We start from the raw sequence: 22695 nt of genomic DNA, 5'->3' as shown, positions 1-22695 counted from the left end.
GCGTTACCTCACCCCCGCTCCTTCTCCGCCGCCCGGTCGAGCATTGCCTGCCCGATCACTGTGCTGCCCTGGCCCATCAGCGCCTCGCCGGGGCCGCGGATATCGCGGGCGTCCTTGTGCTGGCCCAGTTTCAGCTTGCCTTGCAGGCGCGTGATCTCGATCTCGATGCCGACGATGGACTTCAGCAGCGTGTCGATGAAATCGGTCGGCGCGTCGGACATCTTCCAGGGACGCGGCTGGCTGGCTTCGTGGTGGCGCGTGAGGCGGGCCACCACGCCGCGCACGTAGCGCTCGTCGTCATGCACGGTGATGCGCCCGTGGGCGTGCACCACCTGGTAGTTCCAGGTTGGCACCTGCTTGTGGGCTTCGTGCTTGCTGGGATACCAGTTCGGCGAGATGTAGGCATCGCCGGCGCGGAACACGACCAGCACCTCGTCACCATTGGCCACGTCCTGCCAGACCGGATTCGCGCGAGCCACGTGGGCCTTGAGGATGCCCGATTCGCCCTGCGCCGGATCGAGTTCAAACGGAATGTGGGTGGCGTCCATGCCGCTGCGCCCGTGTGTGAACAGGGTGCCGAACGGGTTGGCGCCGATCAGCGCGTGCATGGCCTGCTGGTCGGCCAGTTCAAAATGGGCGGGGACGTACATGACTGCTCCGGCGTGGTGTTTGGAGGGGCGATGAAGCCGTATTCTGGGTGGAAACTGGAGTAGAGTGTAGGGCCAGTTTATGCCGATTTCATCGGACCACTTTCTCCCCTTCCCTTCCCCCTGTTTGCCCCGCCATGCCCAGAACCGCACAGGTGCCCGAGATTCCGTTTATTGGCGCGCTGGATCGTGATGCAGGGCCGCTGAGCCGCCAACTGGTGCAGGCGCTGCGCGACGCCGTGGCGCTCGGCGACCTGAAGCCCGGCGAATCGCTGCCGTCCACGCGCGCACTCGCCAATGCGCTGAAGGTGTCGCGCGGCACCGTGGTCGAGGCCTTCGAGCAGCTGGTTGCCGAGGGCGTGTTCAGCGCACAGCATGGCGCCGGCACGCGGGTAGCGGCACTGGCGCCCGTCCCGGTCGCGCGACGGCGCACGCGAGACAGTGTTGCGCTGCCCCCTGCCGCCCAGAAATTCGCCGCCATCGCCAGGGAATTCACCGCGCTGCCGCAGGTGCCGTTCGCGGTATCGGTGCCTGCTGGCGCCGCTGCGCCCAACGAAGACTGGCGCCGGCTGGGCAACCGGTTGCGCGCCGGCGGCAGTGCCGCACCGGGCGGCTACGGCGAACCGCAAGGCGCGTTGCCGTTGCGCGAGGCGATTGCGGACTACCTGCGGCGCTCACGCTCTGTGCATTGCGACGCGAGCCAGGTCGTGATCACGACGGGCACCCAGCAGGGCCTGTTCCTGTCATGCCAGGTGCTGCTCGACGCCGCCGATGCCGTATGGGTCGAGAACCCGGCCTACCGTGGCATTACGGCCATTCTGGAAAGCATCGGGCCGCGCGAGCGCATCGCGCGCGTGCCAGTGGATGCGGAAGGCATCGACGTCGAAGCGGGCATCGCGCTGGCGCCGCAGGCGCGCGCCGCGTTTGTCACGCCGTCGCATCAGTACCCGCTGGGCATGCCGCTGAGCATGGCACGCCGCAAGGCTTTGCTGGCGTGGGCCGACACGCAGCAGGCCTGGGTCGTCGAGGACGACTACGACAGCGAACTGCGCTACGCCGGCCATCCGTTTCCGTCGCTGCAGGGGCTGGCGCCAGAGCGCGTGGTCTACCTGGGCACGTTCAGCAAGATCCTTTATCCGTCGCTGCGGCTGGGCTATGCGGTGGTGCCCGAGCCGCTGGTCGACGCCTATATCGGCGCACGCGTGCTGATGGATCGGCATCCGCCTACGGCAGACCAGCACGTGCTGGCCGCATTTATCGCCGAAGGCCATCTTGATCGCCATATCCGCCGCGTGCGCGGCGTGCACGCCGAGCGGCGGGCATTCGTGATCCGGACGATCGAACGGGAAATCCCCGCCGATCTGGCGTGGTTGCAGCCGTCCGACCAGGGCATGCATCTGGTGTTGTGGCTGGCACCGGGGATCAACGATCGGGAAGTGGTCAGGCGCGCCGCCGAAGCCGGCGTGGCGGTACGCGCGGTATCGCCGACCTACGCGGGAGACAGCCCACCGCCGGGGCTGGTGCTGGGATTCGGCGGCTTCGGGGATCAGGAAATCGAGGAGGCGACGCGGCGGCTGGCGGGGGTGATTGGCAGCGTGGCCGCTTCAGGCTGACGCCGCCTGCGCGTTGGCGCGGGATTGGGGCTCAGGTCGACCCCCGCTCCACAATCCTGAATCCCATGTCCACGACCGGCTCCGGCACGGTCTCACCCCGGCAGCGCGCCAGCAGCAGGCCGGCGGCCAGCGTGCCGATGCCGGCGCCGTCGACCTGTACCGTGGTCAGTGACGGGGCCATGTCCGCCGCAAAGTCGGCGTCGCCGAAGCCGCAGATCGCCAGATCCTCGGGGATGCGCAGGCCGCGCGCCCTCGCCTCTTCCATCACACCCTGCGCCAGTTGGTCGGAACTGCAGAAGATGGCCTGGATGGTCGGGTCCTGCGCCAGCAGATTGCGCAGGGCCTGGCGTCCCAGTCCCAGGCTGCTGGGTGCGGGCACGCGTGCCGTGGGCACGTCGTGGCCCAGCGTCGAGATGAACCCTTCGCGACGTACGGCTGCGCGCTGGTCGTCGCCCGTGGCGATGCCGAACCGTCGCCAGCCCTTGGCCAGAAAGTATCCGGCCACGGCGCTGCCGACCTTCAGGTGCGAGAAGCCCACCGCCATGTCGACCGGCCGGTCGCTCAGGTCCCACGTTTCCACCACCGGAATGCCGGAACGGCGCAGGCGGTCGCGTGATGCCTGGGCGTGCACGAGCCCCGTTATCACGATGCCATCGGGCCGGCGGCTGATCATGGTGCCCAGCAGCGCCTCTTCGCGAGCATGGTCATAGCCGGTCTGCCCCAGGATCAGCTGGTAGCCGGCCGCATCCAGCGCATCGGTCAGCGCCTTGACGGTAGGAATGAACTGCGCGACGGCGATGTTTGGCACGAGCGCCGCCACGGTCAGGCTGCGGCGCGATTTCAGGCCGCCGGCCAGCAGGTTCGGGATATAGCCGGTGATCTCCACGGCCTGCTGCACGCGGGCGATCGTCTTGGCGGAAACCAGTCCCGGATTGCCGAGCGCGCGCGATGCCGTGATCAGGGACACCCCTGCTTCGCGCGCCACATCGTGCAGCGTGACGGACTTGCCGCCGGATGAATCAGCCATGCCTGTTCTGGTAAATGGATAGGGTGCGGGTAAACGACGATGCCAACTGCCGTCGTAACGGTTGACCGTCTCAAATGACAACGTTAGCATTCTTCTCATCCGCTGTCCCGGACAAAGTCCCGAATCAGACGGATGACGCATTTTCATGGCACGTTGCAGGGGTTTGCCTGCGTATATCGCGCGCAACTTTGCGGCGGCCGGCATTATAGCAACGCATACAGGCCGACATCCGGCCATTTTTTGACAACGATGTCATACGATGTCCGAAGTCTAGGAAGTCTCACAGGATTGCACCGCCTTATGACCACCTCCCCCGCCTCTGACGCCATCACCTCCATTCGCCTGTCGTCCTGCTACCTGCCGCTGGCCACGCCGATCAGCGACGCCAAGGTACTGACCGGCCGCCAGAAGCCGATGACGGAAGTGGCCATCCTGTTTGCCGAAATCCGCACGGCCAGCGGCCACGAAGGACTGGGCTTCAGCTATTCCAAGCGCGCCGGTGGCCCCGGCCAGTTTGCGCACGCCCGGGAAATCGCCCCGACCCTGCTGGGCGAGGATCCGAGCGACATCGCCAAGCTGTGGGACAAGCTGTGCTGGGCCGGCGCCTCGGTCGGACGCAGCGGTCTGTCGACGCAGGCCATCGGTGCCTTCGACGTGGCGCTATGGGATCTCAAGGCAAAGCGCGCCGGCCTGTCGCTGGCCAAGCTGCTGGGCTCGCATCGCGATTCCGTCCGCTGCTACAACACGTCGGGCGGCTTCCTGCATACGCCGCTGGACCAACTGCTGGTCAACGCGGCCGCGTCGGTGGAGCGCGGCATCGGCGGCATCAAGCTGAAGGTGGGCCAGCCGGACGGCAAGATCGACATCCAGCGCGTGTCCGCCGTGCGCGAAAAACTGGGCGACGCCGTGCCCATCATGGTCGATGCCAACCAGCAGTGGGATCGCCCCACCGCGCAGCGCATGTGCCGCACGTTCGAGTCGTTCAACCTGGTGTGGATCGAGGAGCCGCTCGACGCCTACGACCACGAGGGCCATGCCGCGCTTGCGCAGCAGTTCGACACGCCCATCGCCACCGGCGAGATGCTGACCAGCGCCGCCGAGCACTGGGACCTGATCCGCCATCGCGCGGCCGACTACCTGATGCCCGACGCGCCGCGCGTGGGGGGTATCACGCCGTTCCTGAAGGTCTGCGCGCTGGCCGAGCATGCCGGGCTGATGATCGCGCCCCACTTCGCGATGGAACTGCACGTGCATCTGGCCGCCGCGTATCCGCGCGAGCCGTGGGTCGAGCATTTCGACTGGCTCGAACCGCTGTTCAACGAGCGGCTGGACATTGCGAACGGCCGCATCATCGTCCCGACCCGCCCGGGCCTGGGGCTGACCGTCAGCGAACAGGCACGCGCCTGGACGCGCGAGCAGGCCGAATTCAGCGCCAGCTGATCGAGGGTCCGCAGTCGTCAGACAACATCACCGCAAACATCAGTAAAACGGAAACACAAGGAGACAACGATGATGAAGAAAGCGCTGGTTTCGCTACTGCTTGGGGTCACCATGGCGGCGGCTCATGCCGCCTGGCCAGAAAAGCCGGTGACGATGATCGTGCCGTTCCCGCCGGGCGGGTCGACGGACAACATCGCCCGCATCCTGAGCGCCAAGTTCCAGCAGACGTTCGGTGGCAGCTTCGTGGTGGACAACCGCCCCGGCGCAGCCGGCATGATCGGCGCGGCCGCCGCCAAGCGTGCCCCGGCCGACGGCTACACGCTGTTCGTGTCGTCGCTGGGCCCGTTCGTGATCGGCCCGCACCTGACGAAGACCGCCGGCTATGACCCGACCAAGGACTTCGACTACATCAGCGTGGCCGTGCAGGCGCCCAACGTGCTGGCCGTGCCGGCCAGCTCGCCGTACAAGTCGCTGCAGGACGTCGTCAACTACGAGAAAGCCAATCCGAACAAGATGACGTTCGCGTCGGCCGGCAACGGCACCAGCGACCACCTGACCGCCGAACTGTTCTGGCAGCAGACCGGCACCACGGGCGTCCACGTTCCGTATAAGGGCGGCGCGCCGGCGCTGAACGACCTGCTCGGCAGCCAGGTGGATGCCACGTTCATGAACATCAATACCGCCGTGCCGCACCTGAAGGCCGGCAAGCTGCGCGCGCTGGCCATCACCAGCAGCAAGCGGTCGCCGATCCTGCCCGACGTGCCGACCATGGAAGAACTCGGCTACAAGGGCGTGACCGTGTATTCGTGGCAGGCCATCGCCGCGCCCAAGGGGCTGCCGGCCGATATCAAGGCCAAGCTGCACAGCGCCGTGGTGGCGGCCATGAACGATCCGGCCAACAAGCCCAAGCTGCTGGAACTGGGTTTCGAGGTCGTGGCCAATACGCCGGAACAGTTCACGGCGTTCCAGGCATCGGAGTTCGCGCGCTGGAAGAAGGTGATCCAGACCGGCAACATCACGGCCGACTAAGCCTCCGCCAACAGCGCGGCCAGGCCCGTTCACGGGCCGCCGCGCGCGCGGTAAATACCATCGCCAAAGGGCGCCATCATGGCGCCCTTTTTTCATTTCCGTGACAAGACGTCTTTTTACATCTGGTTGCCAGATGCGCTCATTGCGTCACTGGTTTGTCACGTTTCGTCCTTAGTCTTGGCGGGCCTCCGGAAGCACATTTCTCGAATTACCCTGAATCACCCTCAAAGCCGAGGACTCCCCAAATGCAATCCATGCGCCTGACCAGGGTGCTGCTGGCCGTCTGCCTGACGGCCGCGGCACTGTCCGCCTGTGGCGGCAACGACGATGGCCCTGCCAATCCGTCCAATCCGTCGAACCCGGGCGGCACCCCGTCCCAGCCGGTCGAAAAACGCTGCGCGCCGTGATGCGCGCCGACCGCACGCACCGCCCGACTCTCCCTTGTACAGCCAGAACATGAACTCTCGCCGCAAATTCCTGCAGACGAGCGCAGGCGCCGCTTTTTCGGCCGCAGCGCTCGCCGCCTTCCCGCCCAGCATCCGCCGCGCGCTGGCCATCCCGGCCAGCAACGTCACCGGCACGATCATGGACGTGCAGCACGTGGTCATCCTGATGCAGGAGAACCGCTCCTTCGACCACTACTTCGGCACGCTCAACGGTGTACGCGGTTTTGGTGACCGGATCACGATCCCGATGCCGAACGGCCGCAAGGTCTGGCAGCAGGAGCGCACCAACGGCACGCTGATTACCCCGTATCACCTCGACAGCACGGCCAACAACGCCCAGCGCGTGTCCGGCACCCCGCACGCCTGGGCCGACAGCCAGCAGGCGTGGGACAACGGCCGCATGTCGCGCTGGCCGGTGGCCAAGACCGATACGTCGATGGGCTATTTCAAGCAGAAGGAACTGCCGTTCCAGTTCGCACTGGCCAACGCGTTCACGATCTGCGATGCCTACCACTGCGCGATGCACACCGGCACCGACGCCAACCGTTCGTTCCACATGACCGGCACCAACGGCGCGATGCCGCAGAACGTGGCGTTCGTGAACAACGAATGGGATGCCATCAACGGCGTCGCGGCCGATGCCACCAAGGGCTACACGTGGAAGACCTACGCCGAGCGCCTGGAAGAAGCCGGCGTCAGCTGGATCAGCTACCAGAACATGCCCGACGAATGGGGCGACAACATGCTCGGCGCATTCCAGACGTTCCGCCGCGCCAACCTGAACTCGGGCTTTCCGGTATCCAGCGGCGGCTCGCCGGGGGTGCCCTACACCAACACCGGACAGGCCGTGCCCTACAAGGCGTATGACGCCGCCACCGATAACGCGGCCAATCCGCTCTACAAGGGCGTTGCCAACACGCTGCCGGGCACGCAGCCGGAGCAGTACCTGGACGCCTTCCGCCGCGACGTGATGAACGGCACGCTGCCGCAGGTGTCGTGGATCAACGCCCCGTCGATCTACTGCGAGCACCCCGGCCCGTCCAGCCCGGTGCAGGGGTCGTGGTTCCTGCAGGAAGTGCTCGATGCGCTGACCGCCAACCCGGAGGTCTGGAGCAAGACCGTCCTGCTGATCAACTTCGACGAGAACGACGGCTACTTCGACCACATGCCGTCGCCGTCCGCGCCGTCGCTGAATCCGGACAAGAGCTACGCCGGCAAGACCACGCTGACCGAGGCCGATCTGAAGGCCGAGTATTTCACGCATGGCGCGCCGGTCGGCAGCACCGGCCAGCCCGCCGCCGACGGTCGCGTCTACGGCCCCGGGCCGCGCGTGCCGCTGTACGTGATCTCGCCGTGGAGCCGGGGCGGCTGGGTGAATTCGCAGGTGTTCGACCATACGTCGGTGCTGCGCTTCCTGGAAGCCCGCTTCGGCGTCCAGGAGCCCAATATCAGCCCGTTCCGCCGCGCGGTCTGTGGCGACCTGACCAGCACCTTCAACTTCAAGACGCCGAACGCCGAGGCCTTGCCGACGCTGTCCGGCCGCTCCACGCGTACCGCCGCCGACCAGTTGCGTGCGGCGCAGCAGGCCTTGCCCGCCGTGCCGGTGCCCCGCGACATGCCGCTGCCGTTGCAGGCGCCGGGCACCCGCCCGTCGCGTGCCCTGCCCTACGAGCTGCACACCAGCGCGCGCTGCTACAACGGCGGCCAGGTCGAACTGATCTTCGCCAACACCGGCACGCAGGCAGCCGTGTTCCACGTCTATGACGTCTACAAGCTCGATCGCGTGCCGCGCCGCTACATGGTGGAAGCGGGCAAGACGCTGATCGATACCTGGGACGCCGGGCTCGACAATTTCGGCCAGTACGACCTCTGGGTGCTGGGCCCGAACGGCTACCACCGCCACTTCAAGGGCGACCTGAACCGCCTGGGCGCCGCTGCGGCCTCGCCGGAGATCCGCGTCTGCTACGACATCGCCAATGGCAACGTCTTTGTGGACCTGATCAACAAGGGCGCCCAGCCCTGCACGTTCACGGTGACGCCGATGGCCTACCGCACGGACGGCCCGTGGCAGGCCACCGTGGGGGCCGGTGCCACATCCACGCTGGACTGGAAGCTGCAGGATAGCGGTCAGTGGTACGACTTCGCGGTCACGTGCAGCAGCGACCCCGCGTACTACCGGCGCTTTGCCGGACGCGTGGAGACAGGCAAGCACACCGTCAGCGACCCGGCGATGGGCGAAGGCTGAGCCTCAGCGACGAACGCCGGCGCCGCCTGATGTGCCATCAAGGCGTGCCGGCCGCCGCCCGCCCCAGCAGCCTGCGCAACTGGGCGGCGGTGTCCTCCGCCGCCGACAACGGCAGCAGCGGCACGCCGATGGCCTTGTGCCAGTCCATCAGCGTGGCGCTGTGGCCATCGGCAAAGCTGCGCACATTGCGTCGCAGCGCCTCGCGGCCGAAGCCCAGTTCCACCTGCAGCTCACCGTCGCTGACCACCAGTTGCCCCGACGCGGGCAGCTCCAGCAGGAACGGGTCGTAGACCAGCACCGACAGCACGTCGTTACGGCTGCGTAGCGCCAGCATCAGGTGCCGGGTCTGCTCATCGCTGCCATCGAAATCGCTGATCACGATGACCAGATGGTCGTGGTGCGCCAGCCGCAGCGCTCGCTGCAGCGCCCCGTTCAGCTGCGTAGCGCCGCGCTGGGCCCGTGCATCGGCGCGCAGGCGCTGGTTGTGCCGTGCCAGGTCGCCCAGCAGATGCAGCACGCCATGGCGGCTGCGCTGTGGCGCCAAGCTGGTCAGTTCGGCATCCCCGAACATCACGCCGCCCACGCGGTCGCCATCGGCCAGCACCCGCCATGCGGCCAGCGCCGCCGCCTCGGCCGCCGTCACCGATTTCATGGCCCGCCGGCTGCCGAAGAACATGTTCATGCGCTGGTCCACCACCAGCAGCACCGGCCGTTCCTTTTCCTCGGCATACAAACGCACGTGCGGCTTGCCGGTACGGGCGGTCACGCGCCAGTCCATCGACCGGACATCGTCGCCGGGCAGGTACAGGCGCAGTTCCTCGAAGGCCAGGCCCCGGCCATGCACACGCGACCCATGCCGCCCCGACAGCAGGCTATGTACCGGTTGCCGGGTGCGGAAATGGAAGTCGCGCACGCTGGCTTCGAGCGTGGCCAGCGCGGCAAGGTCCACGCTGACGCCGGGCACCCCCTGCGAAGCGGCCGGCGCGGGGTTGGTGTTGGCCTGGGCGCGGGCGCGCGCGGCGATGTCGCGGGTCATGGCGCGTGGTGCCGGTATGTGGTGTCAGTGTCAGTGTGGCGCGGTCAGGCCACCGCCACGCGTTCGAGCAGGCGGTCGATCACGGCGTCGGCGGCCACGGCCGCCGCATGGGCCTCGTACGACAGAATCAGCCGATGGCGGAACACGTCGTGCACCACGGCCTGCACGTCGTCGGGCGTCACATGGTCGCGGCCACGCAGCCAGGCGATGGCGCGGGCCACCTTGTCGAGTCCGATCGATCCACGCGGGCTCACGCCCACCTGAATCCACCGCTTCAGGTCGTCGTCGAACCGCCCCGCGTCCCGCGTAGCCTGTACCAGCGTGACGATGTAGCGCTCCACCGGCTCGCTGACCGTCACGCCGTGAATGGCCTGGCGAGCGGAGAAGATGACTTCGGGCGACAGGCGCCCGGCGTCGCCGTGTGCGCCCGGACTTGCGGTGCCGCCGTCGTCCTCTTCCGCCCGGGCCAGCCGGATGATCTGCGCCTCGGCATCGGCCTGCGGGTAGCCGACACTCACGTGCATCAGAAAGCGGTCCATCTGCGCCTCGGGCAGCGGATACGTGCCTTCCTGCTCGATCGGATTCTGCGTGGCCATCACCAGGAACAGCGGTTCCAGCCGATGGGTCTTGCCGCCGACAGTCACCTGCCGCTCCTCCATGGCCTCCAGCAGCGCCGCCTGTACCTTGGCGGGCGACCGGTTCACCTCGTCGGCCAGCACCAGGTTGGCAAACAGCGGCCCAGGCTGGAAGCGGAATTCGCCCTTGCCGCCATCGGTGACATAGATGTCGGACCCGGTGATGTCGGCGGGCAGCAGGTCGGGGGTGAACTGCACGCGCGACAGCCTGGCGTCCAGATGCCGGGCCAGGCTCTTGATCGCCCGCGTCTTGGCCAGGCCGGGCAGGCCCTCCACCAGCAGATGGCCGTTGGCCAGCAGGCCCAGCAGCAACCGCTCGATCATGCGTGCCTGGCCGACGATCGATTCGCCCATGCGCGCCTGAAGCTGCAGGATGTCGTCGCGCGCACTCATCGTGGTCTCCTAGTGGGCCGGGCGTCCGCCCGTGAACCAGTTGTAGTAGGGGTTTTCCGGGTCCGCGCGCATGACCGTGTCGATATCGCGCATCCATTGCGCGCGGTCGCCGCGATACGCATCGAGGCCGGCCGCATAGAACGTATGCAGCGTGGCGCGTTCGCGGCGGATGTCCTGGTACAGCGTGTCGCTGGCGCCCTTGAGCGGTGGATCGCCGGTCAGGTCCAGCAGTTCACTCAGCACAGGCGGAAAGTCCTGTCGCCGTACCCAGCCCGTGTACTCGATGCGCGGCCGGTCGTCGGTCACGGCCGGGGCATCGCCCGCAAACCAGTCCAGCCCGGCCCGATCGGTGACATAGGTGGCCAGCAGCGCCGCTGGCGACGCCACCCCCACCGCGCGCAGTGCCGCCGATACCTGCGGCTGGGCGAAGCGCGAGGCAATGCTGCTCGCGTCCAGCGTCATCGGCTGCAGCGAGCCCACCAGCAGCATTTCGTGCAGTTCGGTGGTCCATAGCGTGGCGTGCGGAAACACGTCCAGGAAGCTGCGCACCAGCGACCGGGTGTCATCGCGGTTCTGCGTCGGCAGCGGCAGCCACTGGGCCACGATGCCGCCCGTCTGCAGCCGTGCGGCGGCCAGCTGGTAGAACTCGCGCGAATACAGGTTGACCACGCCGCTGGCCGATGGCGGCGGCGGCTCCAGCGTGATGAGGTCGTAGCGTTGCGCGCTCTGCAGCAGCTCGCGGCGTCCGTCGCGCAGGCGGATATCGACCTGCGGGCTGCGGCTGACGTCGAAATTGCCCTGAAACTCGGGCACCGCCCGCACCACGGCGGGCAGGAGTTCGGCCACCACGCGTTGCTCCAACCCTGGGTACTGCAGCGTCGCGCCGGCCGTAATCCCCGTGCCCAGCCCGATCACCAGCGATGCGCGCGGCGTGCCGTTGTGGACGATCAGCGGCAGCAGCGCCTGCAGACGCATGTAGCGCAGCGACGTCATCGTGTCGCCCGAATTCGACACGCCCTGGATGTACAGCCGATGAAAGCGCTGCGTGGCCTTGCCCTGCTCCACCACGGCCACGGTGGCACCGCGGCTTTCTTCATAGAAGACCAGATCGCCGCCGCGCGTCTTGGCCAGTAACGCGGCAAGCCGGTCGACCGGCGTGGCCACGGCAACGATCAGTGCGACCACGGCTAGCAGCGGGATGGCGAAGCGGGCGCGGCGCCCGGCACCGTCGCCAAACGCCACCGCCAGAATCGCCACCAGGCCGCTGGCACAGGCCAGCACGCCGAGCGTATGAATCACGCCCAGCGCGGGCACCAGCCAGACGCCAGCCAGCACCGACCCGGCGATGCCACCGAGCGTGTTCAGCGCCAGCACGGCACCCACGCCAGTTCCGGTGCGCGACGGATCGACCGACAGGCGTACCACGTACGGGAAGGCGGCCCCCAGCAGCAGCGTCGGTACGAGCACGATGCACAGCGCGGCCACGGCAAAGCTGGCGCAGGTGGCCACCAGCAGGTTGCCCGTCGCGCCCAGCGCGCGCTGCGACACCAGCTGCTGCGCGGCGGGCAGCCATTCGCCCAGCCACGCGAATTCGACCAGCGCCACCAGTCCGGCGCCCACGACCAGCAGCGCGAACACGCCCCACGGGTCTCTGGCGCGGTCCACGCGTCGGGCCACGACAAGACTGCCGATCGTCAGCCCGGCCAGGTAGGTCGCCAGCATCACGGCAAAGGCAAACGCCCGCGTGCTCAGGAACTGGACGATGGCCTGCGACCAGACCACCTCGTAGCCCAGGGCGATAGCCCCGGCCAGCGCATACAGCGTCAACGCCAGCACGCGCTGGCCCGACGCGCATGGCGCGCTCGCCTGCGCGGGCGCTGCCTCGACTGGATCGGCCAAAGCGCGGCCAAACCACCAGGCACCCAGCGCCGCCAGCGCGTTGAGCGCGGCGGCCACCAGCGCACTGCCGGTGATGCCCAGCAGCGGAATCAGGACAAAGGCAGCCAGCAGCGTGCCGGCGATGGCGCCAGCGGTATTGGCGGCGTAGAGCCGCCCGCCATTGGCGCCCAGTGTCACGCCGTCGCCGCGCAACGCGCGCATCAGCGCGGGCAGCGTACCGCCCATGGCGATGGCGGGCAGCCCGACCAGTGCCAGCGGCAGCACCCAGGCGGCGGCACCTGCCCGCACTTCGAGCCACGCGAACGGGGCGGCGGCATGGGCCAGCGCCAGCGTCGCGGCGATGCCCAGCACGGCAATCGCCACTTCCAGCCACAGGTAGAGCCGCCAGGCCGATGCCGCACGGTCCGCCAGCCGGCCCACGGCCCAGCCGCCCAGCGCCAGCCCGCCAAAGAACGCGCTGACGCCGATGGTGACCGCATGCACGTCCACGCCCACCACCAGCGACAGCTGCTTGATCCACAGCACCTGATAGACAAGCCCGGCCACGCCGGACAGACACAGCAACGCCGCGGCCTGCCGGAGTCCGGCACTGCCGCGGCGCACCCGGGCATCCGCCCCCGCCGCAGCGGAGACGGATGTGGCTGGCTGGCGTGCCGCGCGCGGGCGTTTCACGCCGGTTCCCAGCTTGCGGTGGGCTGCCGTCACTTCTTCTGCTGTGTTTGGGGAACCTTGGCCATCTGGTCCGCCACCTGCCGCTTGATCTTCTCGCTGGCCTGGTCGATCGTGAAGCTGGCCGGCAACTGGCTGGGCGGGTAGTCCACAAAGGTCTGCAGGAAGTTGATCGCTCGGCGGTTGCCCTCGATGAACAGGAACGGGTTCTGCGTTTCCAGATCGAAGTACCGGTTGGTCGGGCCCGTGTCGGCACGTTCGTAGGGATCCATGCGCAGGTTGAAATACTTGGGCGCGCGCAGGCACGTGAACGGCTCCTTCCACACCATGAACGACCCGTTCTGACGCTGCTCGCAGAACACGATCTTCCACGCGGTGGGCTGCGTGGCGCCCTGGGTCAGCACGTCATAGCGCATGGCCACCAGTTCGGCATCGTCATTGAAGTAGTAGAACTCGTTGCGCGCACTCTTGTCGGTCTGGCCCGTGAGCATCGGCAACTGGTTGTAGCCGTCCAGGTGTACCTTGGCGTTCTTGCCGCCCAGGCTCGTGCCCTTCAGCAGGCGGTCCTTGACATCGCCGTCGCCGGCCGCCGCCAGCAGCGTCGGGAACCAGTCGAGGCCGGACATCAGGCCGTTCGTCACAGAGCCGGGCTGAATCCTGCCCGGCCATCGCACCATCGCCGGCACACGGAACGCGCCTTCCCAGTTCGAGTCCTTCTCGCTGCGGAACGGGGTATTTGCCGCATCGGGCCACGTGAAGAAGTTGGGGCCGTTGTCGGTGGTGAAAATCACGAGCGTATCGTTGGTGATGCCCGAGTCATCCAGCACCTTGAGCAGCTTGCCCACGTTCTGGTCCATTTCCCACATGCCGTCCGCGTACTCATGGCCCTTGCCGAGTCCGGCTTTGCCCTCGTACTCCGGCCGCACGTGCGTGAACAGGTGCATGCGCGTGAAGTTCATCCAGACGAAGAAGGGCTGCTTGGCCTGCGCCTGCTTCTGGATGTAGTTGACGGCGGCTCCGGTGGTTTCGTCGTCGATCGTTTCCATGCGCTTGCGGTTCAGCGGGCCGGTGTCCTCGATCTTGCCGTCCGCCGTGCTGTGCAGCACGCCGCGCGGGTTGTAGAACTTGAGGAAGTCGGGGTTGTCCTTGGGCCAGTACGGACGCTCGGGCTCTTCCTCGGCGTTCAGGTGGTACAGGTTGCCGAAGAACTCGTCGAAGCCGTGCTTGGTCGGCAGGAAGCGGTCCTGGTCGCCCAGGTGGTTCTTGCCGAATTGCGCCGTGGCATAGCCCAGTGGCTTGAGCGCCTGGGCGATCGTGATATCGCGATCCTGCAGGCCCACCGGTGCGCCAGGCAGGCCCACCTTCGACAGGCCGGTGCGGAACACCGACTGGCCCGTGATGAACGTCGAGCGCCCCGCCGTGCAGCTGTTCTCGGCGTAGTAGTCGGTCATCATCATGCCTTCGCGGGCAATGCGGTCGATGTTCGGCGTCTTGTAGCCGACTACCCCGTGGCTGAACGCGCTGACGTTGCCCAGGCCCACGTCATCGCCAAAGATCACCAGGATGTTCGGCTTGCCGCCACGTCCACCCTGCGCCACCGTGCCGCTGGCCGGTGCCGCCACCACGGGCGACGCGCCGGTGGCGTCCGGTGCCGAAGCCACCGGCGGGGTTGGCGTGGTCGCCACGGGTTGCGGCGCGACCGGTACCTGGGCGGCCGGCGCGGATGCAGCACCGGGCGCCGCCTTGTTCTCGTCGGCTTTCTTGCAGCCGGCTACGGCCAGGATGGCGACAATCGCCGCGCTGGTGGCCAGCCTTGTCAGACGCGTTCCCGCTTCTGGTCTCATCGAAAGCTCCCTCTGGTTTCGTTCAGGGCGTTAAGAGATTCTGGAAATCGCCAGGATCAAGGCTGGGGCGCCGGATAAATACGCGTCCAGTCCTGCTTCATGCTGATGACCGTCCAGCCACGCGTGACGGCTTCGTCCAATGCGCGGTCGAGCTTGCCGATGCCCGATTTGCGGTCGTAGGCGAACTCGCGCTCGGCGTCGTCGTGGTGCACCAGCACGGCCAGACGCTGGCCGGTGCCGGCCAACGTGTACTGCAGCATCTGCAGGTCGCCGTCGGAATTGCCCACGGCCAGGATGGGCCGCCGGCCGATTTGTCGATAGATGCCAACGGGCTTGCCGGCGCCGTCATTGATGAATTCGAGCTTGGGGCCGCGCACCAGCGTGGGCTGGCCATTGCGCACCTCGTAGGTCACGGTCTGTGTGGAGCCCACCACCTGCTCGGGCGGAATGCCATACACGCGCTCGGACCACGGGCGCATGAACTCGATGGTGCCGCCCGACACGATGAACGTCTTGAAGCCATTGGCACGCAGGTAGTTCAGCAACTCGATCTGCGGCTGGAACACCAGGTCCGTATAGCGCCGGTTGAGTTTCGGGTGACGCGCGGTGTCCAGCCAGGCCCGGATCGTGCGGTCGTACTCGTCCACCGTCATGCCGCTGTTGGCTTGGGCGATCAACGGCAGCAGCCGCTTTTCCTCGCGCATCAGCGCGGCCATGTCATTGGCCATCAGCGCCTTGAAGGCCGGATTGTTTTTCCATTCGGGATGCTGGGGCGCGGCGGCACGAATCTGGTCAAGCAGGAAGAAAAACTGGAAGTACAGCGGCTGCTCGCTCCACAGCGTGCCGTCGTTGTCGAAGACGGCAATCCGTTCCGCAGGTGGCACGTACTGGGGCGTGCCCGGCCGCGTGACCGATTCCACGAAGCGGACGATGGCCTGCCGCGCCGGGCCGTCGCGCCACGATGGCAATGCCGCCGCGCTTGCCGCGTTGGCCGCGCCCGCCGGCTGTGCGCTGGCCGATGCGTCGGTGGCGGGTGCCGACGCGCACCCGCCCAGCGCCGCCACCAGCACGGCCAGGGCCGCCACGGTCGTCAGTTCCGACGCTGCGCGGCGAACAAGCCGATAGCTTCCTGCCAGGGCGAATGGCATCGCGCTCCTCCTTGATTGTCCAGACGGGAAACGGGCTACGGCCGTGCAGCCAGTGCGGGCTGCCGGCGTGCCTCGGCCCAGGTGCCGTCATCCATCACCAGCCGGAAGCCCAGGTGCGACATGCTCGTGTACGGGTCCGTGCCCCGTCGCGCGCTGGGCCGATAGCTCAGGCAGAAATCCTCGTTACACAGGAACGAACCGCCGCGCGTGACGCGTTTGGGCGCAGACACCGGCACGCCCGGTTCGGTCGGGTCCCATGAATCGGATGGCCCGGCAGGGTTCTGCAACACCGCCGTGGTGATCTGGGCTTCGCGCCGGAACTGGTCGGCCCGATACCAGTCAGCCACCCATTGCCACGCGTTGCCGGTCATGTCGTAGAGCCCGTAGCCGTTGGCCGGAAACGTGCCCACCGGGCTTGTGCCTGCCGCACCGCCCGCCTTGGCGCTGACCACCGGAAATGGCTGCACCTGCTGGCCCTGCCACACGTTGGCCATCTGGCGGCCATCGGGCGCGAACTGGTCGCCCCAGGCGTAGGTGGACTGCTCAAGCCCCCCGCGCGCGGCAAATTCCCATTCGGCCTCGGTGGGCAGACGCTTGCCCACCCACCGTGCATACGCCTGCACGTCCTCGTACGACACCTGCACCACGGGGTGATTGTCCTTGCCGTCGATGTTGCTGCCGGGGCCGTTCGGGTGCTTCCAGTCGGCGCCGGGTACGAAGCGCCACCAGCGCCAGTACTCGCGCAGCGGCACCGGGCTGTGGGTGCCGACAAACACCATCGCGCCCGCGACCATCGCGCTGTCGGGCGGCCGTGGCGTGCCGGGTGGCAGCTGCACCTTTATCGTTTCCCAGTCCGGCGTGCGTTCGGCGGTGGTCAGGTAGCCCGTGGCCGCGACGAACTTGCGGAAATCGGCGTTGGTGACGTGGTGCTGGTCCATCCAGAAGCCGTTGACGTGGACCTTGTGCGCGGGCCGCTCATTGGCTTGCGCCATCTTGTGGTCGCTGCCCATCTGGAAGTCGCCGCCAGGCACATGCACCATGCCGCGCGGGCCGTTCTTGCCATCGCCTGCGCGGATGGCAGGGGCGTCGGCGCGGGCGTCCTTGGCGTGGTACCACCAGGTGCCGCCGGCGCCCGCCACGACCATGCCCAGTGCAAGCACTGCCAGCCACACGCGTTGGCGCCACACCGGCGTGGCGGTGGCGATGGCCTTGGCCCTGCCCTGCTGCTTCTGTCCCATCCACGCTCCTTGCACGATACGTCTCGATCACCTGATATAGCCATCCCAGTATGGGCGGGGTCCCTGCCAGAGCGGAATGCAAACTTTTGGAACTTTGATCTGAATGATTTTGTTCCCTACGGATTCAGCGGCGGCAGTGGAGGCGCATGGCCGGGGCGCGGCCTGCCCGCGTGCGCACCCCGTCCGCGTGGGCGCCAGCCCATGTGCCAGCGCCATGCCGCGTGGCCTGCCGTGAGCGCCACCCCGGCCAGCAGGGCCGCGATCCGCCAGTCGAGCCATCCGGGCAAGCGCATCGGCGCACCGCCCGTGGGCGCCAGGCCCAGCCCCGGCGCGGCCCGTGCGACGTCGAGGGTCACGGCCGGCACGGACGATTGCGCGCGCTTGCCCGTAGCCGGGTCGTACCACGCCACGGAGACGGCCGGCAGCGTGTAATGGCCGCTGTCTTCGAGCACATAGGTGACCGTCTCCACGCGCCGGCCACCGGTGGCACCGGCCGGCTCGTCGCCGCTGGCCGCCACGCCGTCCTGCAGTTGCGGATCGGCACGGAACTGCCGCACGCCACGTGGCGCGTCCAGTTGCGGCGGCTCGATCATCATCGCGGGCGTGCCCGGGGCAAAGATCGTGATGGTGCGCACCAGCGCATCGCCGGCCCGCAACTGGGCGTCCTTGCCGCTGACGGGCTGATCGAAAGCCTGGTGGATGAAGATCGGCGACGCAGGTAGCAGCGGCGCAGCGGCCGATGCCTGTGCGGCGGCGCCCTGGCTTTCGTTCTTCTGGACCCCGGCGTGGATCGTCGTGGGCGGCAGCGTCACGATGGCCTCGCGCGGCTTGCCGTCGTCACCGGACCATGTGAAATGAATCTCGGGCGTCGGCAGCGTGAAATCCCCGCCGGTCTGTGGCGTGAACACGTAGATCTTGCGGATGCCCGCATAGCTGGTGCCATCGATGGATTCGGTGGCGTTCACGCCGCGCTCGTCGGGCATCGTCACCACGGCGCCTGGCACCTGCAGCGCCGGAAATGCCGGCGCGGATAGAAAGAAGTTCGGCGCCAGGATCGTGACCTCGATCTGCACCGACTGCCCGGCTACCACAGGCTGCTGGCCCAGCACCCGCACGCGTACCGTGGGCGCGGCGGCCTGGGCCGCGCCGGACGCGAACAGGAGCAGGACCGCGAGCAGGCAGGCAAGCCAGCGCATCGTCATGGCCGGCCCTGTGACTGCAGCGCGAACTTGCGCGCCAGCAGCGCCGTGGGCGATGTCTGGATCGCGCGCATCCACATGTCGGCGTTCTGCTGCACCAGGCCCCGCTGCATCTTGTCGCCGCCCGGGTGCGGTAGCGGCTTGCTGGCGTCGATCTCAATCTTGTCGGGCTTCAGGTCGGGCGGCTCTTCGTCGCCCTTGTTGTTCTTCTCGGCCTGCTTCTGGCGCTCGATGGCCTGCTGCATCAGCGTCAGGTTGCGCTGCGCGGGTGGCCAGCCGGGGCGCTGCTGCAACACCAGCCGGTAACGGGCGGCGGCCTCCGGGTATTTATTCTGCCGGGCCAGCGCGTTGCCAAGGTTGAACTGGGCGTCGGTGGAGCTGATCTGCTCGAAGGCCCGCGCCGCATCGTCGAACTTCCCGGCGCGGTAGTACGCCACGCCGCGCCACATGGGGTCATCGAACAGCGTGGCCGCCGCTGCATAGTCCCCGCGCGCAAAGGCGCACCGACCTTGCTGGTCGTGCGTCAGCCATAGATCGACAAAGTGCCAGCCTGGCGGCGGCGGGCTGGCCTGCGCCCGCACGTCAGCCGGTGGGACGGCCACCAGTGCGGCCAGTGCCAGCGATGCCAGCCAGCGGATGGTCCAGCCCTTGCGGAACCAGAGCAGCGCCAGCACGGCGATGGGAATCGTCAACGGCCAGCCGGCGTCGTGCCAGCGCAGCGTGTCCTGCGCGCTGGCCTGCTCCACATGCGACTGGACATGGCGCTGCACCCAGGCCACGTCGTCATCGCTGTCGGTGGTCAGCGTGGCCACGGGAATGCCGGTGTCGCGCAGCCGGTGCAGCGCCGCCGCATCGAGCCCCGGCGCCGCGCCGTCTCCCGCCTTCAACGGGCCACCCGCCGTAGTGCCGATGGCCAGCACCACGATCTGCGTACGTTTGTCGCGCTGCTGCAGCGCCGCCGTTGCAGCAGGCTCCACGCCATCGGTGAGCAGCAGGATCGTGCCGGGCACGGGCTCCTTCGACAACGCCGCGCCGATGGTCCGGATGGCCAGCGCCGAGTCCTTGCCCGGCACGGGCATGACGGCGGTCTGCAGCGCATCGACAAAGGTCTGCAGCAGCGCCGCGTCGTCGGTCAGCGGCAGCACAAGATGGGTAGAGCCGGCGTAGGCATAGAGCGCCGTGCGCCCGCCGTCGCGATGATCCAGCAAAGCCTTGATCTTGAGCTTGGCGCGCTCCAGTCGCGTCGGCGTGATGTCGATCGCGTTCATATCGGGCGTCAGGTCCACGGCGATGGCCAGCGGCGCCTTGTCCGACAGGAACGGCGGCCGCTCGCGTTCCCACGCGGGGCCCGCCAGCGCAATTGCGCCCAGCGCCAGGGCCAGCGCGGTCAGGTGTACCGGGCGCACCGCGCGATGGCGGCCTTCGCGCACCACCAGCGCATCGAGCAGATGTGGCGCGATGGTCCCGCGCCAGCGCCGCCGCACATCGCCCTGCCTGCGCACAGCCCAAGGCAGCCACACGGCGGCAATCAGCACCAGCAGCCACGCGGGCCGCAAGAAATGGAACTGCGCCAGCGCGTGGAACCCGTCGCTCATGCTGCGGGCTCCTTGCGCGTGGCCGGCACTGGCGCGCGTGCCACGGCGTACGCGTAGGCTGCCATGGCGATCTGGTAGGCCAGCACCAGCAGCACCGCGGCGCCCAGCGGCCACATGAACAGCTCGCGGCGCGGGCGCCAGCTCAGCGTCTTTTCCTTGTGCGGCGTCACGCGGTCGAGCGTGGCATAGATCGACGCCAGCGCGGTCTGGTCCGCGCCGAAGAAATAGCGCCCGCCCGTGGTGCTGGCGATGCGCTGCAGCGTTTGCAGGTCCACCTTCTGCTCGCCGGTGGCGGCAGGGTCGCCAATGCCCACCGTGTGCACCACCACGCCACGCGTTCTGGCGATCTCGGCGGCCTGTGCCGGCGGCATGCGGCTGGCGGTGTCATTGCCGTCGGTCAGCAGGATCAGCACCTTCTCGGCGGCGTGGCTGTTGTCGAACATCTTGATGCCCAGCCCGATGGCATCGCCCAGCGACGTACTGGCACCCGCCATGCCGGGCACCACGTCGTCGATCAGCGTGCGCACCAGCGCGTGGTCGAGCGTGAATGGCGCCAGCGGGTATGGTGCATCGCCGAACACGATCAGGCCGATGCGGTCTCCGGGCCGGTGGGCCACGAAATCGCTCACCACCTGCCGGACGGCCTGCACGCGCGCTTCGACCACGCCGGCAGGGTCCTTGAAGTCGCGGGTGTCCATCGACTGGGAGAGGTCGAGCGCCAGCAGCAGGTCGCGCACGGGCTCGCTCTTGTACACGGGCGGCTCCAGGAATTGCGGCCGCGCCAGCGCCGTCACCACCAGCGCCCAGGCCAGCGGCGCCAGCAGATGCTGCACCAGGTTGCGGTGCGGCACGTGGGCGCCGGCGGCGGGCTGCAGCCCGGCCGCGCTGGCCACTTCGCCAAAGAACGGCAACCGCACCGACGCGCTGGTTTCGCGATACGGTGGCAGCCGCCACCACACCAGCAGCGGCAAGGGCAGCAGCACGAACAGCCACGGGTACGCACACGCGATCATGCGGGTGGCGCCTGATGCAAGGCGATCCAGCGGCGGCAGGCGGCGGCGGTGTCGCGGGTCTGCTGCGCCGGCCAGCGTCCGAGTGCGGAACGGTCCAGGTATTCGGTTTCGATCAGCGTGGCCAGCGGCGGCACGGCATCCGCTGCGGAGCCGGCGTGGGCCAGCAGGAAATCGCGCCAGGACGCGCCGGAAAGCGCTGCCACGGTCTCGCGCGGCCAGGCCGCCAGGGCGGTTCGCTTGAGCAGTTCAGCCAGCGCCAGTAGCGCCTGCGCCCGATCCGGGCCCTCCGCGCCAAGCCCCGCCTGCAGGCGGGCCAGTTCCCTGATCGCGGCCCGCCGATAGCGATTGGCGCGCCAGTGGCGCCAGATGCGCCCGCCCAGCCACAGCACGGCGCAGAGCAGGCAGATGCCGACCACGAGCCATCCGGCCGTCTGGGGCCACCACGATGGCGGGGGCGGCGTGACGATATCGGCCAGATCGTTCACCGTGTGGATCCTCCCGTGACACGTCGGAACACGTCAAAACACGTCAAAACACGTCGAAACGCGCCGGACCAGGCCGGACCGACTGCATGCGGGCAGGTTACGCCGTGGCAGGAGGAATCCGAATTCAGAGTTTTTGGTGCCGATGTTTAGCGCTTTCGGTAACCGCCCGCGTGCACGGATGCTGCCGCCCTACAGGCCACGTGGCAGGAGGTCGTGTACCGCGTCGCGCATCACGCGCGCCAGCAGTTGCTGGCGCTCGCGCGGCATGCGGGCCAGCGTGGTGGCGATGCTGATGCCGGCCACCGGTTCGCCGTCGCGATCCGCCACGGCCATGCCCACCGCCAGCGCACCGCGCGTGGCGTGGTTGCCGATCACGGAATAGCCCCGCTCGCGCGTGGCGCGGATCAGGATGCGCATGCGGTCCGGCGTCATGCCGCCGTACTGCACCAGCGCGTCGGCATTGCTTGCGATCACGTCGTCCACGGCGCCATCTGGCAAGGCCGCCAGCAGCGCCAGCCCGGCGGCCCCCACGCCCAGCGGCTGGCGCGTGCCTACCTGGATCACCAGCACCTGCACCGGATGTGTACCGACATGGCGCGCGATGCAGCGCGACAGCGCGCCGTCGCGGACGATGCCGAATGCTGCGTCGCCGCAGGCCTGGCTGATGCGGGCCAGTACCGGATGGAGCCGCTCGGCCATGTCCGCCGACTCGCCGCGCTGCGGCAGTGCCGCCAGCCGAGGCCCCTTGACGTACCGGAAACGCCCGCGCTGCACCACATAGCCGCATTCGATCAGCGTGGCCAGCAGCCGATAGACCGTAGGCCGCTCCAGCGCTGCGGCGCGGCAGAGATCCACCACGCGCAGCCCGTCCTTGCCGCCGGCCAGTATGGCGTCCAGCAGTGCCAAGCCGCGCCGCAAGGCGCGCGTGCCCTCTTCGGTGGACTGGGCTTGAACGTCCGCCTGGCGGACGTTTTGATTCGCAGTACGAGCACGCATGGGAAAGAATTTGCTGGCCGGGAAGCAGTCCGCAGTATGCCGCAGAAGCATCGGGACAGCGGGTGCCGGCCACGATATCCAATAACAGGAGACAGCCA

Annotated in this window: 18 protein-coding genes; 5 read left to right on the top strand and 13 right to left on the bottom strand. The window is 68.1% G+C overall.

Translation table 11 applies throughout. The features are described from left to right. Positions 1-8: 8 nt before the first annotated feature. Entirely contained in the window at positions 9-650 is a 642-nt protein-coding gene (locus CYJ10_RS28270) for an FMN-binding negative transcriptional regulator (RefSeq protein ID WP_101684743.1), read from the bottom strand. 134 nt (positions 651-784) lie between these two features. Between CYJ10_RS28270 and pdxR the strand changes: the two genes are divergently transcribed. After that, complete coding sequence (gene pdxR, locus CYJ10_RS28265) at positions 785-2260, top strand: MocR-like pyridoxine biosynthesis transcription factor PdxR (RefSeq protein ID WP_101684742.1); 1476 nt, start codon at positions 785-787, stop codon at positions 2258-2260. 31 nt (positions 2261-2291) lie between these two features. On the opposite strand, the gene CYJ10_RS28260 is transcribed toward pdxR, so the two are convergent. Further along, the gene (locus tag CYJ10_RS28260) at positions 2292-3287 is read right to left on the bottom strand and encodes a LacI family DNA-binding transcriptional regulator (protein WP_101684741.1); all 996 of its coding nucleotides are present in this window, start codon (positions 3285-3287) and stop codon (positions 2292-2294) included. Positions 3288-3587: 300 nt separating this feature from the next. Here CYJ10_RS28260 and CYJ10_RS28255 point away from each other — a divergent pair, with 300 nt between their 5' ends. The 4 genes from CYJ10_RS28255 (at position 3588) to CYJ10_RS28245 (ending at position 8447) form a co-directional block, all read left to right on the top strand. Next, positions 3588-4727, top strand: coding sequence for an L-talarate/galactarate dehydratase (locus tag CYJ10_RS28255; RefSeq protein ID WP_101684740.1), 1140 nt, complete (start codon positions 3588-3590; stop codon positions 4725-4727). Between the two features lie 72 nt (positions 4728-4799). Continuing rightward, a complete protein-coding gene (locus tag CYJ10_RS28250; protein ID WP_180863093.1) occupies positions 4800-5756 on the top strand; it encodes a Bug family tripartite tricarboxylate transporter substrate binding protein in 957 nt (318 codons plus the stop codon). A 245-nt stretch (positions 5757-6001) separates the two neighbouring features. After that, positions 6002-6163, top strand: a complete 162-nt coding sequence (locus CYJ10_RS34295) for a hypothetical protein (RefSeq protein WP_180863087.1) — start codon at positions 6002-6004, stop codon at positions 6161-6163. 49 nt (positions 6164-6212) lie between these two features. Further along, on the top strand, positions 6213-8447 hold the full coding sequence (locus tag CYJ10_RS28245; RefSeq protein WP_101684804.1) for a phosphocholine-specific phospholipase C: 2235 nt from the start codon (positions 6213-6215) through the stop codon (positions 8445-8447). Positions 8448-8484: 37 nt separating this feature from the next. Here CYJ10_RS28245 and CYJ10_RS28240 read toward each other — a convergent pair whose 3' ends face one another. The 11 genes from CYJ10_RS28240 to CYJ10_RS28190 all read right to left on the bottom strand — a co-directional run bounded on the left by CYJ10_RS28240 (position 8485) and on the right by CYJ10_RS28190 (position 22597). Beyond that, positions 8485-9483, bottom strand: a complete 999-nt coding sequence (locus CYJ10_RS28240) for a DUF58 domain-containing protein (protein ID WP_101684738.1) — start codon at positions 9481-9483, stop codon at positions 8485-8487. 44 nt (positions 9484-9527) lie between these two features. Further along, complete coding sequence (locus CYJ10_RS28235) at positions 9528-10511, bottom strand: AAA family ATPase (RefSeq protein ID WP_101684737.1); 984 nt, start codon at positions 10509-10511, stop codon at positions 9528-9530. Positions 10512-10520: 9 nt separating this feature from the next. Further along, a complete protein-coding gene (locus CYJ10_RS28230) occupies positions 10521-13115 on the bottom strand; it encodes a fused MFS/spermidine synthase (RefSeq protein ID WP_374703318.1) in 2595 nt (864 codons plus the stop codon). Next, positions 13112-14923, bottom strand: coding sequence for an arylsulfatase (locus CYJ10_RS28225; RefSeq protein ID WP_101684736.1), 1812 nt, complete (start codon positions 14921-14923; stop codon positions 13112-13114). The genes CYJ10_RS28230 and CYJ10_RS28225 overlap by 4 nt, the downstream gene beginning before the upstream one ends. Positions 14924-14979: 56 nt before the next feature. After that, a complete protein-coding gene (locus CYJ10_RS28220; protein WP_101684735.1) occupies positions 14980-16071 on the bottom strand; it encodes an HAD family hydrolase in 1092 nt (363 codons plus the stop codon). A 35-nt stretch (positions 16072-16106) separates the two neighbouring features. Then, positions 16107-17309: a formylglycine-generating enzyme family protein gene (locus tag CYJ10_RS28215; RefSeq protein WP_101684734.1), complete on the bottom strand. Its 1203-nt coding sequence runs from the start codon at positions 17307-17309 to the stop codon at positions 16107-16109. A gap of 116 nt (positions 17310-17425) precedes the next feature. Beyond that, positions 17426-18511 carry a BatD family protein gene (locus tag CYJ10_RS28210; protein WP_219621541.1) on the bottom strand — a complete coding sequence of 362 codons (1086 nt, stop codon included), beginning with the start codon at positions 18509-18511 and terminating at the stop codon, positions 17426-17428. Continuing rightward, the gene (locus tag CYJ10_RS28205) at positions 18508-20103 is read right to left on the bottom strand and encodes a vWA domain-containing protein (protein ID WP_101684733.1); all 1596 of its coding nucleotides are present in this window, start codon (positions 20101-20103) and stop codon (positions 18508-18510) included. The genes CYJ10_RS28210 and CYJ10_RS28205 overlap by 4 nt, the downstream gene beginning before the upstream one ends. Next, entirely contained in the window at positions 20100-21116 is a 1017-nt protein-coding gene (locus tag CYJ10_RS28200; protein ID WP_101684732.1) for a vWA domain-containing protein, read from the bottom strand. The genes CYJ10_RS28205 and CYJ10_RS28200 overlap by 4 nt, the downstream gene beginning before the upstream one ends. Then, positions 21113-21601, bottom strand: coding sequence for a DUF4381 domain-containing protein (locus CYJ10_RS28195; protein WP_101684731.1), 489 nt, complete (start codon positions 21599-21601; stop codon positions 21113-21115). The genes CYJ10_RS28200 and CYJ10_RS28195 overlap by 4 nt, the downstream gene beginning before the upstream one ends. Before the next feature lie 189 nt (positions 21602-21790). Next, the gene (locus tag CYJ10_RS28190) at positions 21791-22597 is read right to left on the bottom strand and encodes an IclR family transcriptional regulator (RefSeq protein WP_101684801.1); all 807 of its coding nucleotides are present in this window, start codon (positions 22595-22597) and stop codon (positions 21791-21793) included. Positions 22598-22695 lie beyond the last annotated feature (98 nt).

Origin of the sequence: Cupriavidus pauculus, from assembly GCF_002858765.1 — a bacterium.
GTDB classification, from domain to species: domain Bacteria; phylum Pseudomonadota; class Gammaproteobacteria; order Burkholderiales; family Burkholderiaceae; genus Cupriavidus; species Cupriavidus pauculus_B.
The sequence above is the reverse complement of the archived record's forward strand: the minus strand, read 5'-3'. Positions and strand labels throughout refer to the sequence as shown.